The sequence below is a fragment of the Vibrio sp. J1-1 genome, assembly GCF_021728395.1.
Lineage (GTDB): Bacteria > Pseudomonadota > Gammaproteobacteria > Enterobacterales > Vibrionaceae > Vibrio.
Window position 1 is genome coordinate 454,808 of the sequence record NZ_JAKKCM010000002.1, and the last position, 17,359, is coordinate 472,166.

Annotated in this window: 15 protein-coding genes and 1 pseudogene; 10 read left to right on the forward strand and 6 right to left on the reverse strand. The window is 46.0% G+C overall.

Translation table 11 applies throughout. From position 1 onward, the window contains the following. Positions 1 to 114: 114 nt before the first annotated feature. The 5 genes from artP (at position 115) to L3V31_RS04675 (ending at position 4,774) form a co-directional block, all read left to right on the forward strand. Complete coding sequence (artP, locus tag L3V31_RS04655; protein ID WP_237314954.1) at positions 115 to 843, forward strand: arginine ABC transporter ATP-binding protein ArtP; 729 nt, start codon at positions 115 to 117, stop codon at positions 841 to 843. Positions 844 to 945: 102 nt separating this feature from the next. Next, positions 946 to 1,677: a lysine/arginine/ornithine ABC transporter substrate-binding protein gene (locus tag L3V31_RS04660; protein WP_237314955.1), complete on the forward strand. Its 732-nt coding sequence runs from the start codon at positions 946 to 948 to the stop codon at positions 1,675 to 1,677. 1 nt (position 1,678) lies between these two features. Beyond that, positions 1,679 to 2,368: an arginine ABC transporter permease ArtQ gene (gene artQ / locus L3V31_RS04665; protein WP_237314956.1), complete on the forward strand. Its 690-nt coding sequence runs from the start codon at positions 1,679 to 1,681 to the stop codon at positions 2,366 to 2,368. Beyond that, positions 2,365 to 3,033 carry an arginine ABC transporter permease ArtM gene (gene artM, locus L3V31_RS04670; protein WP_237314957.1) on the forward strand — a complete coding sequence of 223 codons (669 nt, stop codon included), beginning with the start codon at positions 2,365 to 2,367 and terminating at the stop codon, positions 3,031 to 3,033. Before artQ ends, artM begins: the two co-directional genes overlap by 4 nt. Before the next feature lie 313 nt (positions 3,034 to 3,346). After that, complete coding sequence (locus L3V31_RS04675; RefSeq protein WP_237314958.1) at positions 3,347 to 4,774, forward strand: alanine/glycine:cation symporter family protein; 1,428 nt, start codon at positions 3,347 to 3,349, stop codon at positions 4,772 to 4,774. A gap of 85 nt (positions 4,775 to 4,859) precedes the next feature. Here the strand turns inward: L3V31_RS04675 and thpR are convergent, their stop codons facing one another. After that, positions 4,860 to 5,399 carry an RNA 2',3'-cyclic phosphodiesterase gene (gene thpR / locus L3V31_RS04680; RefSeq protein WP_237314959.1) on the reverse strand — a complete coding sequence of 180 codons (540 nt, stop codon included), beginning with the start codon at positions 5,397 to 5,399 and terminating at the stop codon, positions 4,860 to 4,862. A 157-nt stretch (positions 5,400 to 5,556) separates the two neighbouring features. Here thpR and L3V31_RS04685 point away from each other — a divergent pair, with 157 nt between their 5' ends. The 5 genes from L3V31_RS04685 (at position 5,557) to L3V31_RS04705 (ending at position 11,589) form a co-directional block, all read left to right on the forward strand. Continuing rightward, positions 5,557 to 6,150, forward strand: a complete 594-nt coding sequence (locus L3V31_RS04685) for a cysteine dioxygenase (protein ID WP_237314960.1) — start codon at positions 5,557 to 5,559, stop codon at positions 6,148 to 6,150. Positions 6,151 to 6,793: 643 nt separating this feature from the next. Further along, positions 6,794 to 7,366, forward strand: a complete 573-nt coding sequence (locus L3V31_RS04690; RefSeq protein WP_237314961.1) for a protocatechuate 3,4-dioxygenase — start codon at positions 6,794 to 6,796, stop codon at positions 7,364 to 7,366. A gap of 149 nt (positions 7,367 to 7,515) precedes the next feature. Continuing rightward, the gene (gene fdhF, locus L3V31_RS04695) at positions 7,516 to 9,708 is read left to right on the forward strand and encodes a formate dehydrogenase subunit alpha (RefSeq protein WP_237314962.1); all 2,193 of its coding nucleotides are present in this window, start codon (positions 7,516 to 7,518) and stop codon (positions 9,706 to 9,708) included. Further along, positions 9,705 to 10,775, forward strand: coding sequence for a 4Fe-4S dicluster domain-containing protein (locus tag L3V31_RS04700; RefSeq protein WP_237314963.1), 1,071 nt, complete (start codon positions 9,705 to 9,707; stop codon positions 10,773 to 10,775). The genes fdhF and L3V31_RS04700 overlap by 4 nt, the downstream gene beginning before the upstream one ends. Continuing rightward, positions 10,765 to 11,589 carry an FAD-binding oxidoreductase gene (locus L3V31_RS04705; protein WP_237314964.1) on the forward strand — a complete coding sequence of 275 codons (825 nt, stop codon included), beginning with the start codon at positions 10,765 to 10,767 and terminating at the stop codon, positions 11,587 to 11,589. The genes L3V31_RS04700 and L3V31_RS04705 overlap by 11 nt, the downstream gene beginning before the upstream one ends. A 17-nt stretch (positions 11,590 to 11,606) precedes the next feature. On the opposite strand, the pseudogene L3V31_RS04710 reads toward L3V31_RS04705, so the two are convergent. The 5 genes and pseudogenes from L3V31_RS04710 to acsA all read right to left on the reverse strand — a co-directional run. Continuing rightward, a pseudogene (locus L3V31_RS04710) lies at positions 11,607 to 11,777 on the reverse strand (putative PEP-binding protein); the annotation flags it as partial. A gap of 51 nt (positions 11,778 to 11,828) precedes the next feature. Beyond that, the gene (locus tag L3V31_RS04715; protein WP_237314965.1) at positions 11,829 to 12,074 is read right to left on the reverse strand and encodes an acyl carrier protein; all 246 of its coding nucleotides are present in this window, start codon (positions 12,072 to 12,074) and stop codon (positions 11,829 to 11,831) included. Next, the gene (locus tag L3V31_RS04720; protein WP_237314966.1) at positions 12,071 to 13,384 is read right to left on the reverse strand and encodes a dihydrolipoamide acetyltransferase family protein; all 1,314 of its coding nucleotides are present in this window, start codon (positions 13,382 to 13,384) and stop codon (positions 12,071 to 12,073) included. The genes L3V31_RS04715 and L3V31_RS04720 overlap by 4 nt, the downstream gene beginning before the upstream one ends. Positions 13,385 to 13,397: 13 nt before the next feature. After that, positions 13,398 to 15,404 carry a pyruvate dehydrogenase (acetyl-transferring) E1 component subunit alpha gene (gene pdhA / locus L3V31_RS04725; RefSeq protein WP_237314967.1) on the reverse strand — a complete coding sequence of 669 codons (2,007 nt, stop codon included), beginning with the start codon at positions 15,402 to 15,404 and terminating at the stop codon, positions 13,398 to 13,400. Then, on the reverse strand, positions 15,401 to 17,137 hold the full coding sequence (gene acsA / locus L3V31_RS04730; protein ID WP_237314968.1) for an acetate--CoA ligase: 1,737 nt from the start codon (positions 17,135 to 17,137) through the stop codon (positions 15,401 to 15,403). Before acsA ends, pdhA begins: the two co-directional genes overlap by 4 nt. Positions 17,138 to 17,359 lie beyond the last annotated feature (222 nt).

The following is a 17,359-nucleotide window of genomic DNA, read 5'->3' on the forward strand; positions in this document are numbered from 1 at the left end:
CTGTTATATTTTCATACAATAATTTAACAAGGTATATTTTTATACATTTATATTGCATAAAATGCACTTATTGGTAATATTAACGCCCGATGACAATTAATGCGGTAAGACAGCATGAGTATTCAGGTTAGCGGGGTCAATAAATCCTACGGTGATACACAAGTTCTTCACGATGTCAGTTTTAATTGTGAAAGTGGTGAAACATTGGTGTTATTAGGCCCGAGTGGGGCAGGGAAAAGCTCTCTGCTGCGCGTTCTTAACCTCTTAGAAGGGGCGGATAACGGCAAGTTAAACATTACCGATGACGCTTTCGACTTTTCAACTGATATCAAAGAAAAACAAGGCTTAGCGCTTCGCCGTAAAGTAGGTATGGTGTTCCAGCAGTACAACCTTTGGCCACATATGACGGTCATGGAGAACTTGATTGAAGCGCCAGTCAAAGTCTCTGGTATGGCGAAAGACGAAGCCAAACAGCAGGCGTTGCAAATTTTAGCGACATTGCATTTGGCGGATAAAGCTGATGCTTGGCCAATGCAGTTATCTGGTGGTCAACAGCAACGTGTTGCGATTGCTCGTGCGTTGATGATGAAACCTGAAGTGCTTCTGTTTGATGAACCAACGGCCGCGCTTGATCCTGAAATTACCAACCAAGTGGTTAAGATAATCAAGGATTTAAGTGGGACAGGTATCACTCAGGTTGTCGTTACTCACGAAGTGGATTTTGCCAAAAAAATTGCCAGCCATGTTTTGTACCTTGAGAAAGGGCATATTGTTGAACATGGTACAAGCGATGCGTTTGCCAATCCGCAAACGACCCAGTTTGCTGATTATTTAAAACACTAAAATAATTTTATACCCACATAAGGGTGTAGCTATAAACAACAATCACAGATGACCGGCTGTCATTGCGAGTGTCAGCCCAAGACGTACACACGGAGTATTGCAATGAAAAAGATTTTACTAGCTTCACTAATCGGCCTTATTTCTGCAAACGTAGCAGCACAAGAAGAAATCAAATTCGCAATGGAAGCGACATACGCACCATTCGAATACATGGATGAAAATAATCAAATCCAAGGCTTCGATGTGGATCTAGCGAACGCACTATGTAAAGAAATGGAAACCAAATGTAGCTTCTACAACCAAGCTTTTGATAGCTTGATTCCTGCATTAAAATTCAAGCGTTACGATGCAGCTATCTCTGCGATGGACATTACTGATGCACGTTTAGAGCAAGTAAACTTTTCTGATTCGTACTACGACAACTCAGCCGCATTTGTTTCTCTAAAAGGTAAAGTAGCGGACAAAACTCAGCTAGAAGGCAAGCGTGTTGGAGTTCAAAACGGTTCAACTCACCAAACTTACCTTCTTGAGCAGCTTCCTGGCGTTACAGCAGTTCCTTATGCAAGCTACCAAGATGCATTCATCGATATGAAAAATGGTCGCATTGACTCTGTTTTCGGTGATACAGCCGTGGTAGCTGAATGGTTTAAGAAAGAAGACAACCTAACTTACGTTGGCGAACGTGTAACGAATGCGAAGTACTTCGGCAACGGTTTTGGTATCGCGGTAAACAAAGATAACGAAGAACTTGTAAACAAACTGAATACTGCTCTTAAAACCGTAAAAGCAAACGGTGAATACGACGAGATCTTCAACAAGTACTTCGGTAACTAATATGGTGTTATCGGGCTATTCTTTATCTCTTGTGCAAGCGAGCTGGATGACTGTCCAGCTAGCTTTTACAAGTCTGTTAGTCGGTTTGATTCTGGCAGTGGTATTCGCCAGTGGTGAAATGTCTCGTCGTGTATTCGTCAAATGGCCAACAACGGCTTTTGTTACAGTGATACGCGGCTTGCCAGAGCTTCTCGTCGTGTTGTTCATCTATTTTGGTTCGGCTCAAGTTCTGTTTTTGATCACCGGTGACTTTATTGAAGTTAGCCCGTTTTTGTCTGGTGTGATTGCGCTGTCATTGATTTTTGCTTCTTACGCCTCTCAAACGCTACGTGGTGCACTCAAAGCGGTCGGAAAAGGGCAGAGAGAAGCAGCCAGTGCGCTGGGGATCGGCCAGGTGCATGCCTTTGTACGTATTGTTTTGCCACAAGCGGTAAGACACGCGCTACCAGGCCTCACTAACCAATGGTTGGTGTTGCTCAAAGATACTGCATTGGTTTCTCTGATTGGTGTGACTGACCTTCTTAAGCAAGCTCAGCTTACTTCTGCTGCGACACACGAGGCTTTTACTTGGTACGCGACCGCGGCTGCCGTTTATTTGGTGATTACTTTGGTAACACAACGAGCAGTGAAGCTCATCGATAAGAAGTTTTCGGTTAAAGGAATCAGCATGGGTAAGGAGGCAACCGCATGAACGAACAACACGTTTGGCAATTGGTTGAAGGTCTCGGAACCAGCATCCAATTGACCGCAGCTTCGCTGATTGTCGGCTGTATGCTTGCTTTATTGATGACCCTAACGCTGATTCTGCGCACGCCAGGCTTGCATTGGTTGAGTCGAGGCATCATTACCTTGTTCACGGGTACACCGCTGTTGGTACAGATTTTTCTGGTCTATTATGGTCCAGGGCAATTTGATGCAATCAGGGAGAGTTTCTTGTGGTCATGGTTAAGCCAGCCATGGTTCTGTGCCATGGTCGCTTTGGCGTTGAATACCGCGTCGTACAGTACTCAGTTGTTTAAAGGTGCTTTCAACGCAATACCATCAGGTCAGTGGCAAGCTTGTCGCGCACTAGGCATGAACAAGTGGGCCACGTTAAAAGTATTGCTTCCCTATGCGATTCGCCGCGCGGTTCCGGCTTACTCCAATGAAGTGATCTTGGTCTTTAAGGGGACTTCTCTGGCGAGCACTATCACGATCATGGATCTTATGGGGTACGCGCAGCGTATCAACGCTCAAACTTACGATACGCTTACCGTGTTTGGTGTTGCGGGGGCATTCTACCTAACGGTCAACGGCATTCTGACGCTGATCTTCCGTCAGGTTGAGAAGAAAGCATTGGCATTCGAAGCCGCATAACATTCTATTATAAAACGCCATTCAATTTTAAATGCCTCTATTCACGGACTCTCGAATAGGGGCATTTTTTGTTTCTAACCCTGAAGGAAACTTAATGTTAACTTGCTATTTAAAGTGATTGCCTTCCGCTGCTCTCTAGCAGAAGAATCTTTATTCCTATCCCAACATTCCCTGACTATCATAATAGTTACATGATGTTTTATCGAAAAACAAAACTGATGTGCCGATTATCATGGGCTGTAAATATTTATACTTATTTATCAATTGTATAGTTAATAAATCAGAAGGCCTTTAATTAATTTGAGGAATAATGATGCAATTACTTGAATCTTTTTTTGGTATTATCGGAGACCTCACATGGGGTTGGGCTCTTGTCCCGTTCCTCGTGATCTTTGGTCTATTCTTCACAATCGTAACTGACTTTGTTCAATTTCGATTCTTCAAACGAATGTTTCGCGTATTACTGACTAAAAACCAGACTTCAGATGCGAAAGCTATCTCTGGCCGTGAAGCACTTTTACTCTCTATTGGTGGACGCGTTGGTGGTGGTAACATCGCTGGTGTTGCTGTTGCAATCACGCTCGGTGGGCCGGGAGCCGTATTCTGGATGTGGGCTGTGGCACTGGTTGGTATGGCGACCAGCTTGGTCGAGTGTTCTCTCGCCCAGCTATATAAACGAAAGGAAGGCAATGATTTTCGTGGTGGTGCTGCTCGTACTATTATCCATGGTCTTGGTGAAGACTACCGCTGGCTCGCCTATGTTTATGCTGTTTGTCTGATCGCCTCTTTTGCTATCGGGTTTAATGCATTTCAGGGCAATACCGTTGCTGGTGCCGCTTCAGATAGCCTTGGTATTGACCGTTTGTACACTGGTGCGTTTCTTTCTGTTGCTGTTGGTTTCATCATCTATGGTGGTATTCATCGTATTGCAAAAGCAGCTGACGTCATCGTACCAATTATGGCGGTTGCCTATGTTGGTTTAGCGCTGCTTGTTATTATTCTAAATATCACTGAGCTACCAGGCGTTATTGCGACTATCGTTAAAAACGCTTTCGGTATTGAGGAAGTTGTGGGTGGTGGTATGGGGGCTGCGTTGGCTAACGGGCTACGACGAGGCTTGTTCTCTAATGAAGCTGGTTTGGGTTCTGCGCCAAATGTCGCGGCAACGGCAGATGTATCTCACCCGATTAGTCAGGGTATTACTCAGTCTCTGTCCGTATTTATCGATACTATTGTCGTATGTAGTTGTACCGCCTTCGTGATTCTACTCGGGGATGTCTATGTACCGGGAGCCGAAGGTGTGGATGGCGTTGTCCTTACCCAACAGTCGTTGGTGTCTCACCTAGGTCAATGGGCTCAGTATTATCTAACAGGTGCAATTTTGTTGTTCTCATTTAGTTCTGTTATCTACAACTACTATCTGGGTGAAAACGCACTTACATTTATGTCTCAGCGCAAGTTGTCGCTACATATTCTGCGTTTTGCCGTTATTGCTATCGTGTTTGTTGGCGCGGTTGCACCTGGAGCGACTTCTGTATTCTTCTTCTCAGATCCGATGATGGGGATTCTCGCCATCGTGAACTTGCTGGCGTTGATCATGCTGTTTCCGACGGCAATGCGCTTGTTGAAAGATTACAGGAAGAAGCTTGCCGCCGGTGCTGAGCATCCTGAATTCAATCCAGATGAGTTCCCTGATTTGGATATTGACCGTACGGCGTGGGTGCCTAAAAACAAAAAATAGCCAATATGGGGCAAAGCTCTTTTTCCATCCTGGTGAGCTTACATAGAAGGAGAGAGCTTTACTAAATTTTTTTATAAAGCCAGAGTCAGGGAGCCAATCCCTGACTCTGAACTACCTCGTCGACAACTCGATAAGTCAACTTATTGTTGATGTGAATACTTTCCATTAGAGCAATTGAATAAACATCAATGTGTTGCGGTTTAACACCGACGTTCTTTATCTGAGTATCGCCAGTAACATGACGAAAAAGTGTAATGTGGGGCGTATATTTTCTTGATTCAGTAGCAAAGCCTTGTGCTTTCAGTGCCGTATTCAGTTCTCTTTGTAAGCTCATTAATGCGTGATTACTTGTTATGCCCATCCAAATCAACCGACTTCGTTTTTGATGAAATACACCTAAATGATCAATCCGTAAAGCATCACATTCTGATTTCAACTGATGTAAGATGTTGATTAATTTTTGCTTATGCTCTTCTGCTGATTCACCAATAAATGCCAACGTGAGATGAAGGTTTGCTGTGCGAGTATGACGACCTTTTATACCGTGTGAACGCAATAAATTTTGGTACGCCATCAATTTGCGTTTCGTGTCATCATCAAATGTCAGTGCAAAAAAAAACCTCATAGAAACTCCCTCTCAAACGTAAATTGTAGTTTGTTATTATTGACTAACTTTTTCTTAGGCAACTAAAGTATTCAGTAGATATGTGCGGTATTACACATCGTGTTAATAGCGACAGAGTGTTACCACGCGCCATAATCAAATTGACGGAAAACCAGTAATGAAAAACATAGCTAGGTTAAGGGGCTTTATTCAGTCTTTCACACAGTTGGTCGATAAAGTGGGCCTAGATGAAGATCGCATTTTGGCAGATGGGAAAATGCTCCTCACTGAACTTATCAGCCACGATGATTGGTTGCCTGATGAGTTCGCTCGACCAAATTCAGAGACGTATCAACAATACTTATTGTATTGCGATCCATTGGAACGTTTCTCCGTGGTGAGTTTTGTTTGGGGGCCCGGTCAAGCGACACCAGTGCATGATCACACTGTGTGGGGTATGGTCGGAGTCATGCGAGGCGCTGAGTCTTGTGAAGAGTTTCATTGGGATCCAAAATCGAATCGGCTACAGCCGAATGGGCAACATCAACTCCACTGTGGTGACATTGACCTAGTATCACCGCGTATCGGAGATATTCACAAGGTCTCAAACGCTCACTCAGATCGTACGTCTATCAGCATTCACATCTACGGTGCCAACATCGGGTCTGTTAGTCGACATGTCTATGACTCAGAAACAGGGCAGAAAAGACGCTTTATTTCGGGATATTCAAACAAAGTGATGCCGAATATTTGGGATCGTTCAAAGGCGTAATTAACATTCTGTTGATGAAGAAGTCATTAGCGAGTAAAGCAGTTGCTAGGTGGGAAATTAAGTCTGAGAAGCGACCACAGTAACACTTTCAGGTGAAACTTCATCAACCGACTGAGATACTTGGTATAGCCTCAAATCAACCATAGACTGTTGTGTTTCAATGAGTAGTCAGCTTTCCACAGTCCCTTTCTAATACCAATCGTAGTAAATAACTGGTCATTCTAGCTTGTTAAAATACTCGATAACTGCGTTAGAATTTTTGATTGTAGAATAACTACTTATCGAAAAATTCTGCTTTGTTCTCAAGCATTTTTCCTACGCTATTTCTGGTCACTTACTTACTGTGATTGGTATAAAATATATGAATCCTTTTGCTGTATTTATATTACTTCAGTCAATAGGGCGAAAAACGAACACCTTGTAGTTTAATGGTGCAATTTAGGGAATATTTTAACGTTAATATTCAGTACTAAATTTAAGGTCTAGCTCGGTAACTTAATGTCATAACACAGTTTGTAATTACTATCGTTTTGTCGATTCACCAAATACCAAGGTCAATAGCGTTTCCAATACAATTACGCTTAAGTGGAAAATTGCTCTGCGTACACCACAATTAAAGTAATCAAATAAATATGGTGGCATCATGGAACGAAGGCATTTTCTGGCTTTATGGACACTGCTTTTTGCGCCATCGCTCAAAGCGATGAGTCCAATGAAACCTACACCAGCGCAAACAGAGGGGCCGTTTTATCCGGTTGAGCGTATACCGCTTCGTGAGAACTTGATTTTGCAGCATGATGGATTGGTGGGTGAGCCCATTATTTTACAGGGTAAGATTGTGGATACGTCTGGCAAGCCAGTCTCTGGCATTAAGGTTGAGATCTGGCAGTGCGACGGTCAGGGTATTTATGACCACCCTAATCAATCAGGTAATGAGAGGTTTGATCCCCACTTTGCAGGCTTCGGCGCCGCTATTACGGATAAGAACGGGCGTTACCTCTTCCAAACCTTATATCCCGTTGCATACGGTTCTCGTCCTCCTCATATACACGTAAAACTGTGGCGGGGTGAGCAAGAGTTGTTAACCACGCAACTCTATTTGAAAGGTCAAACTGGCGATGAATGGTGGGGCGGAAAAGCGCGTGATTACTTGCAGTTCGAGCCAATCAAAATAGACAATCAATTAACCGGAGAGTTTTACTTTGTGATTGCTTAGGTCCGGGAGCTTATGCTCGTTACTAATAGGCCCAAAGTTAGCGAGGTGTTGAGAGCCAGCTTGAGGCGAAAGTCTGTCTAGCTTGAAAGCGCAGTGAGTAGTTGTGGACTGCTATAATTTATTCAGGTTCACGTAGCAAGGTTAAGGCTATGAGCTCTCACCCGCAAAACGCGTCAAAAGCTTCTAAGGCTCCGGTGTCTGGTGTGGATCACTCCATGCCCTCGATTCCACTCTTGAATCATATTGCGGTTCGCCCCAAACCTACACCAACCGTGTGCCCATTTTGCGGTGTAGGTTGTGGGTTACTGCTTTCTTGTAATGAACACGGAAAAGTTTCTGGTATTAGTCCTTTAAACAGTCATCCTATAAGTGGGGGTAAGCTCTGTGAAAAAGGATGGAGTAGCCTCTATGCCATTTCACCTGAAAACCGAATTACCCAACCATTAAAGCGCAGCAAGGATAAATTCATCCCCATAAGCTGGGATGAGGCGCTTGAGGAAATCAGTTCATCTCTACTTGGTATTATTGATGAGTTTGGTCCTGATGCGACTGGGGTGATCAGCAGCGCCCGAGCGACCAATGAAGACAACTACGCCGCTCAGAAATTTGCTCGTACGGTATTAGGCACCAATAACATTGACCATTGCGCCCGTATTTGTCATAGCCCGACGGTCGCAGGTTTACAGCAAGTTCTTGGCTCGGGCGCGATGAGCAACAGCATCAAAGATCTATTTGAGTCGGAAGTGATCGTGGTGATCGGGGCAGACCCTACAGAAAACCACAGTGTTCTCGGAGGCCAGGTGATTCGTGCCAAACTGGCTGGGGCGAAGTTAATCGTTATAGACCCCAGAGTCACACGTTTAGCCAAGCTAGCAGATTTACATTTGAAACTGACTCCAGGAACGAACATCGCACTCATTAATGCCATGATTCATGTGATTTTAAGTAATCACTGGCATGACGAGGACTTCATTGCACATCGCTGTGAGGGATTTGAAGCGCTATCAACTCACGTTGAAAGTATTACACCTGAGTCGGTGGAGAGTACGACCGGCGTTGAGGCGAATTTGATTCGGCAGGCCGCGCAATATTATAGCCAGGCAGACAAAGCGATGATTATGTACGGCATGGGGATAACTCAGTTTGTTAGTGGCACGTCCAATGTGATTGCGTTAGCGGATTTGGCTCTGGTTTGCGGACACATAGGCAAGTCGGGCACAGGTATTAATCCATTACGCGGACAAAATAATGTTCAGGGCGCTTGTGATATGGGCTGTTTACCTAATGTCTACCCTGGCTATCAGCCCGTGGAAGACAGTGTTATGCAGCTGCATTTTTCTGACTATTGGGATTGCGATGTGGCGTCGAGACCGGGTTTAACCTCATTGGGTATGACCAAAGCAGCGTTAGCAGGACATTTTCGCGCTCAGATTCTTTTTGGTGAAGACCCTGTGGTAACCGATCCGGACCAAAATCACGTTCGTCAGGCATACAAGTCATTGGATTTGCTGGTGGTTGCTGAGTTAACAATGACCGAGACTGCAAAACTGGCTGACTATATTCTCCCTGCAGCCTCGTTTGCAGAGAAGTCGGGGACATTTACCAATTGTGAGCGTCGCGTTCAGCATATTAATCCTGCCATGCGACCCATTGGCGAAGCCATGGCGGACTGGCAGTGGTTGCAAGCACTGGCAAAAAAAATGGGCAGTAATGCACTAAGTTGGCGTAATAGTGAAGAAGTGTTCGATGAGATGGCAGCTATTACACCTGCGTACCAAGGGATGAGCTACGCGAAGCTGGATAAGAATTACGGCCTACAGTGGCCATGTAACGACGATGCGCCTGAAGGCACAGCTGTTCTTCATGAAAAAGAGTTTCCTATCGGACGAGCGCGTTTGACACCAGTGAACTACGTACCGATTGATGAGCCTACCGACTCCGATTTTCCATTGTTGTTAACCACCAATCGGCTACATTTCCATTATGGTTGTGGCTCAATGACACGTAAATCCCCCTTATTGGAAAGAGAAATCCCTCCGGGTATTTTGTTTATTAACCCTAAGGATGCCGACCTGCTGGGAATTTCTTTGTATAGCCCGGTCAGCGTACGCTCAAGACGCGGCTACATAGAAACACGGGCGATGATCACCGATGATGTCCCTCCTGGAGTAGTAAGCATGCCTTATCATTTTAAAGAAGCGCCATCGAATCAGCTGACCAATACGGCGCAGGATCCCGTGACCAAAATGCCAGAATTAAAAGCTTGCGCCGTTGAAGTTGAGCTGTTGCCTTACGGGCATAAGCCACTCGCACCTTGGGAAAAACCGGGGGAAGAAAAATGATAAAAACTTACCTGTTAGACTCTTTAGATGAACTCAGAATGCACTTACTACAGAATCGAGCGCTTTATCAGGTCGTTGCGAATAGTGAGCAGGGGACGGAGGATTATTATTGGCAGCAAGTGCTCGCACAAGACCTACCGCCTTTGATTAATCAAATACCGACTCATTCGGCCAAGGGGTTCTTCTTCACTGAAAACGAGCCAATGTACGTGTTTGATGGGAAGTTTTTTAAAGAGACACTGCCAAACGTGGAACCGTTTGTTTTGTTTGGTGTGCAAAGTTGTGATTTGGTCGCGATTCGTTATCAAGACGCGTTCTTTGAACAAGACCCCTACTATCAAGCGCGCCGGAAGCAAGCATTGTTGGTCGGTGTGGATTGCACTCAACCCTGTAAGCAAGGCTTCTGTCCTACCGTTAATGCAGGACCGAGTGTACGCGATGAAACAGCGGATTTAGTGATTCATCTTTTGGACGAAGAGTCATGGCTGTTGGTGGTATTGTCGAAGTTGGGTGAAGAGGCTTTACGAGGACTCGATCTTAAAGTGGCGTCGACCCACCATCGGAGCAAGCGCTGGCAAAATATCGCCCATTGTGAGCAGGCTTTCCCAGATGATCGTTATCTTATTGAAGGTATAGAGAAAGTCAGTCAAGGTAAGGTGGCAGACGAGTTTTGGCAACAAGTGGGTATCCAATGTTTGGGGTGTTCTGGGTGTACGACACTTTGCCCAACCTGCTCTTGCTTTGGCACTCGTTCAATTACAGAGAATACGGGTTCTGAAGACGCCCAATTTTCTCAACAGGACAATATTTCTCAAGGCAACAATGTTTCTCAAGTCAGGTTTTGGGACTCATGTTTATATGAGGGTTTCCAGCGTGAAGCCAGTTTTCATAATCCGACTAAGGAAGCGGCCAAAAGGGTAGAGCGGTTTTGGTATCACAAGTTCAGCATTGATTTTGTGCCTGAATTTGGACGTTATGGCTGTGTGGGCTGTGGACGATGTGAGCAGACGTGCCCTGGAGTTATTGGCGTACATTCATTAATGAAAAGGATAGCCGATGATGTTTAACCTCACTCCGGACAGTATTGAGATTATTGATTTTTATGATGATGGCGAAGACACCCGCCATTACCATTTTCGGTTACAAGAGTTGGACCCAAAATGGATGAAAACTCAAAGTGGCCAGTTTTTCATGCTTTGTGTTCCCGGTGTGGGCGAAGCGCCGTTTACCTTTACTCAGTTGCCTGACGCGTCAGGTAACTTTAGAGCGCTAGTACGCAAAATGGGCGCTGTGACACAGGCTCTGTTTAGCAAAGAACGCGGAGCGATATTAGGGACTCGGGGCCCTTTTGGCCATGGCTGGCAAGTCAGTGAACTGGCGGATAAGAAGATTTTAGTCATAGGTGGAGGATGTGGCCTCGCACCTTTGGTTAGCGTTATTGAACAACTTATCGATCTGCAAAGTTATACTCAGTTGGAGGTGGTTTATGCTGCGCGTAATAAGCAAACCTTGTTACTGGAACCGGAACGAGAGCATTGGAAACACTCCATTCCAATATTTAATGTCGTTGAAGATATCACCGGACTGGATGAACAAGATTACTATCCCGGTACAGCAATCGGTGTTTTACCTAAAGTACTGCACTCATTCGGTGAGCAGCCCGATTGTGTATTGGTTGCTGGGCCAGAGGCGATGATGCGCGTAGTAAGTGAGTATCTGGTTTCCTTCGGCATTGATGCTAAAGATATATATTTGTCTGTTGAGAGGAGAATGCACTGTGCGGTGGGGTTATGTGGACATTGCTATCTGAAGAATCATTATGTTTGTACTCATGGCCCAACATTGCGTTGGGCCGAGGTAGGGGAGTTTTTAACCGTATAGTGTTGGTTAGGGTGGCGTTAAGGTTTGTTGGATTGAGAGATTTCTTTCTCTGCTTTCGCTACGACAGTGCAGCCTTTGGCGAATGAATCTGGGTTGAGTGAAATTGAATCGATGCCGCAAGAGACAAGAAATTCAGCAAATTCAGGGTGATCCGATGGCGCTTGCCCACAAATGCCGACTTTACAGCCCGTTTTCTCCTCGTTTGAGTCCAGCTTCAGCAGTCATTGGCGCTACAGCACTTATTGACACCTTTCTTGCAGATAGCTTTTTAATTGGTTGTAACTGCGTACCTTGGTGTAGTCTCCTTCCGGGATACTAACGCCGGTACTCTTTTTCAGAGACGCAAGGAGATTAAGAAAATCCATCGAATCAAGATCGCACTCTTCGCGCAGATCTTCATCAAGGTCAATCTCGTCCATTTCTATTTCCGGTGCGATGTGTTTTATTGCGTCGGAAATCGTGGTGGGTATATTGATATCGCTCATAAAGCCTCCGGATGTTGAAGTTGCTTCGCCAGCGCTTGTAAAAAACGAGCGCCAGTGACGCCGTCACTTACGCGATGATCGGCGGCGAGTGTGACAGTCATTATTTCGCCAATCTTTATTTGGTTCTCTTTGATTACCGGAGCCTGACGTTGGCGGCCCAGTCCAATGATCGCCACTTGAGGTGGGTAAATCACACCAGTAATACTGTCGGCACCTCGTTCCCCAATACTGGTTACTGTGATAGTGGTCTGGCTAATCTCGGAGCTGCGAAGTCGCCCGCGTCGGCTACGCTCAGCTAAATCCCGTAGTGCATCCATGGTTTGATCGACGGATAACTGGTCCGCATTGAGAATACCCGGAATGACCAAACCGCCTTCTCGCAGGCTGATGGTATTACCAATATTTACCGCCGTAGCAGGGGTGAAGTGACCGTCTTGATAAAAGCCATTAAGATCAGGGAATTTGATAAGTTGACGCGCGATGGCATTAAGAATGACGGCGGGTAGCAAAAGCCGTTGCTCTGGCTCGCGCTGTTGATTCTGTTCTTTTAACCAGGTTTGTACTTTAGTCAGGTCAATGTCCAACGCGAGATAATAGTGGGGGATCTCTTTTTTCGAGCGGCTCATGGCATCACTGATTGCTTGCCGCATCGGCGACACGTCTTGTCGTTCTGCGGTTGTTTTATCAGCAGGCGACGGAGTTGGCGCATCGGCCGATTTAGGTAAGTCCCGCAGGAGAATCGCACCATCTGGACCACTCCCAGTGAGTGCAGACAGTTCAATGTCTGATAGATGCGCAGCTTTTCTTGCTGCTGGTGATGCATATTGCCGTTGTTGAATTTCAGATGGAGGGGTGTCCGTACGGCGTTTTAATAGATCAGAGCTTGTGACCGTGTCACTTTCTAGTTTAGGCTCTGTGTCGGAAGGTCGGGCTGTTTTAGGCGGAATGTAAGGCGGTAATTCTTCTGTTTCTGGTTCGGCAAGAGGTTGTGTTGAATCTGCCGTCGTAGAGGCTGACTGTGTTTGCGCGATACCACCGGAAACGGGCGTGTCGCTTTCCATACGAGCCATAACGCTACCCACTGGCAGTTTGATGTCCGGCTCTATCAGAAGTTCTGTTATGGTGCCTGAGTGGTAAGACTCCATGTCTATCGCACCTTTGCTGGTCTCTATTACCGCAATGATGTCGCCTTTCTCTACTTTATCGCCCGGTTTTACTTGCCATTCCATCAGTGTACCATCGCGCATGTCGGCACCAAGAGCAGGCATGGTGATATCAATTAAGGAGCCATCGTTCTTATTGTTTCCCATGAGCTGATTCTCCTCATTTTTCCTGCCAATCAGGCGTCATTAATGTCGCCTTTGCCGCGCTCACGATTTTGTCTACTTGAGGGATGGCGGCTTGCTCTAAATGGTGAGGGTAAGGTATCGGTACTTCTTCTGTGCATACCCGCCCGACAGGCGCATCCAGTTGCCAAAAGGCGTTTTCCATGATGACTGCACTGATTTCGCCAGCCAGACTCCCGGTATACCATCCTTCATCAATGATGACGGCACGGTGAGTTTTCGAAACGCTGGCAATGATGTTATCGGTATCCAACGGTCTGAGTGAGCGCAAGTCAATCACTTCCGCATCAATGCCCTCTGTCTCAAGTTGATACGCCGCTTGTAAGGTTTTACCAAGGCTGCCACCATAGGTAATGAGTGTGACGTCTTTACCATCCCGACGAACTAATGCTTTGTCCATCGGTGCATCAGGTACCTCCGTAATTTGGCCATCTTCATTAAGCAGCATGACATGTTCAAAAATGATCACAGGATCGGGGTCCGCTATTGCCTGACTTAACATATAGCAAGCATCATTGTGGGTTGCCGGGCTAAGCACTTTTAAGCCGGGAACGTGTGCGTAAAAGTTTTCCCAACTGTGTGAGTGTTGGGCGGCAAGTTGTTTTCCCGCGCCACAAGCCATACGAATAACAACGGGGACGTTGAACTGACCTCCTGACATATGCAGCAGAGTCGCGGCGGTATTAATGATCTGATCCATTGCCAGCAAACTAAAGTTAACGGTCATGACCTCGACAATAGGGCGCATTCCACCCAGTGCAGCACCAATGCCTACGCCGACAAACCCAGATTCACAAAGAGGCGTATCAATAATCCGGTCGGGTCCAAATTGTTCAAGCAATCCTTTACTGACCGCATAGCAACCGCCATAACGTCCAACGTCTTCACCCATTAAGAAGGAGCGAGGCTCATTGAGTAGTACATCACTGATCCCTGCGCGCAATGCTTCGCGATAGGTCACTTTATCGGGAGCCTGGCTGCAAGGTAACGTCTCTGGTGTTTGTTGGTTCCCGGGGCTATGTACAAAACGAGTCAGTTCTTCTCCTGGCTCTAACTCTCCGTTTTCTGAGAAAGCGATGGCTTTACTTATTTCTTCAGCAATTTTCGCTTCAATATCAGACAGCTCTTGATCCTGAAAATGGCTGTTTTTCTGTAGCCAATGGATAAGTTGTTTTACGGGGCCTTTTTCTTCCCAAAGGGCAACCTCACTTTTATCCCGATACAACTGAGTATCGAAACTTGAGTGGCCACGGAATCGGTAGGTCTGACACTCTATAAAATAAGGTTTTTTCTGCTCGCGAACATAATCAACGGCTTCACCGGCGGCCGCTTCCACGTCTACAACGTTCATGCCATCAACTTGGGTGGACTCAATACCGTAACTTTTGGCTTTTTGAGAGATATTGGTGTTCGACTCAGAGAGTGCAAGCGCTGTCCCCATGGCGTAACGATTGTTTTCACAGATGAACAGAACCGGAAGTTGCCAGAGGGCTGCTAGGTTGAGGCTTTCATGGAACTCACCTTCAGCCACCGCGCCTTCACCAAAAAAACATACCGCAATAGCATCACGCTGCATTTTTTTATTCGCAAGCGCGAGACCAGTCGCCAGAGGCAGACCACCTCCGACGATGGCATTTCCACCGTAGAAGTTGTGGTTTTTGTCAAACAGGTGCATTGATCCACCACGGCCACGGCTGCAACCGTTAGTTCGACCGTACATTTCTGCGAGTACGCTACCCATGCTCATGCCTCTAGCTAAAGCGTGTCCGTGTTCGCGATAGGTTGCAACGACTTGGTCATCGTTATTGAGTGCAGACATCACTCCAACTGCGATGGCTTCTTCGCCAATATATAGGTGCAAAAAGCCACGAATTTTCTCTAGTGCATAAAGCTCCGCACATTTTTCTTCAAACCGACGAATACGGAGCATCTGTTCTAACTGCTTGAGCAAATGCTCACGATTAATATGGAGTCTTTTGTTCATTGTTCATCACTCTCCAAAGTCGAAATATCCCCTTCAGGCAAGCCCAGTTCGCGTGCTTTGAGTAAGCGTCGCATGATCTTGCCACTGCGTGTTTTGGGTAGGTTGCTACGAAAGACGATTTCTTTCGGTGCGACTGCGGCGCCAAGGCGTTTGCGAGCTAAGCCAAGCAGCGATTGCTGAAGTTCTTCATCTGCGGTCACATTTGGTTTAAGTGCGACAAAGGCTTTGACGATTTGACCTGCAACAGGATCGGGTACGCCAATCACACCAGCCTCGGCGACTGCTGGGTGTTCCATTAGGGCACTTTCTACCTCGAACGGACCAATCAAGTGGCCAGAAGATTTAATAAGATCATCTTTACGCCCGACGAACCAGAAATAGCCGTCTGCATCTTTCATCGCGAGATCGCCACTGAGGTACCAATCGCCTTTAAAGCAGGATTGATATTTTTCTTCTTGATTTAAATAGCCACGAAACATAGAAGGCCAGCCAGATTTGAGTGCTAGCTCTCCGACTTGCATGGGTTCGGTTTTTTCACGTAGAGAACCGTCATCGTTTTGATGAACAATTCCAGCTTCAATACCAGGTAAGGGTTTACCCATCGAGCCGGGTTTGACTGGCATTGAAGGGACATTCGCAATCATGATCCCGCCTGTTTCTGTCTGCCACCAGTTGTCATGAAACGGCATGCCAAACACTTTTTCACCCCATTCAACAGCCTCAGGGTTGAGCGGCTCACCAACGCTGGCCATAAACCGTAAACGAGATAAATCGAATTGCTTCGACAGGGTTTCACCTATTTTCATCAGCATACGAATCGCAGTAGGCGCGGTATACCAAACGGTGACTTGTTGATCCTGCAAGATCTGATACCAACGCTCGGCATCAAATTCGGCTTCATCAATGATTATGGTCACGCCTAAACAGAGTGGGGCGATAATGCCGTAAGTTGTCCCTGTTACCCATCCCGGATCAGCAGTACACCAATAGATGTCAGCAGGTTTGAGATCTAATGCGTAGAAGGCTGATTGAATATGATGCTGTACGGCCTGATGAACATGAATGACACCCTTAGGTTTTCCAGTTGTGCCGCTGGTAAAGTGAAGTAGCGCCATATCTTCAGGCTGTGTTGATGCGCAAGGATGTTCAGGGTTCGTATCAGCCATCATCTCGTGATAGTTGTAGCATCCGGGTTCCCCATCAGCTCCACCATCAATCAACAATACCGCTTTAATATGATCCAATTCCCGCCACCAGCCTTTGAGTTTTTTCCGGTATAAGCTGCGAGTGGTAATGACGACATTTGCCTCGCCGATTTCCATTCTGGAGCGGATAGGATCGGGGCCAAATGCTGAAAAGAGAGGGGTAAACACACAACCTGCTTTGAGTGTTCCTAACGCCGCAATGTAGAGCTCTGGTCTGCGACCCGCAAGGCTGAACACTCGGCTACCACGAGGTAATTCAAGTTTGGATAACAGATCTGCAAAGCGGTTAGTTTGCTCACTCAGGTCGCGGTAACTGAAGTCAATGACCTCGTTGTCTTTACTGATCCAACGAATAGCCAGTTTATTATGTTCCGGTTGGGTAAGGTGTCTATCTAATGCCTCGAAACCTATGTTTAAGCCGCCTTCGCTCAAACCTTTCAGCACAGGAGGTGAGAGCACTGCATTATGTGGTTCTAATTGCAGGTTGGCATTGTCCGCCAGCGTTTGGTGAAAAATTGTTTTAACCATAATTTGGCATCCCGCACAAAAGTGAACGATTTCCTGAATGGGGAAGTAGACTTGCTAAAAGTATGGTTTATCGCGATAGGTTTTCCACTGAGTAATTAAGATTTTACTAATATTTTGAGCTGGCCCAATTCTCTGCGTTATAGGTGCATAAAACTGAGTCAATTGGCGTTCCATTTCCCAAATTAATCTATACTGTGGAAGCCTACAAATAAATAACAAAAA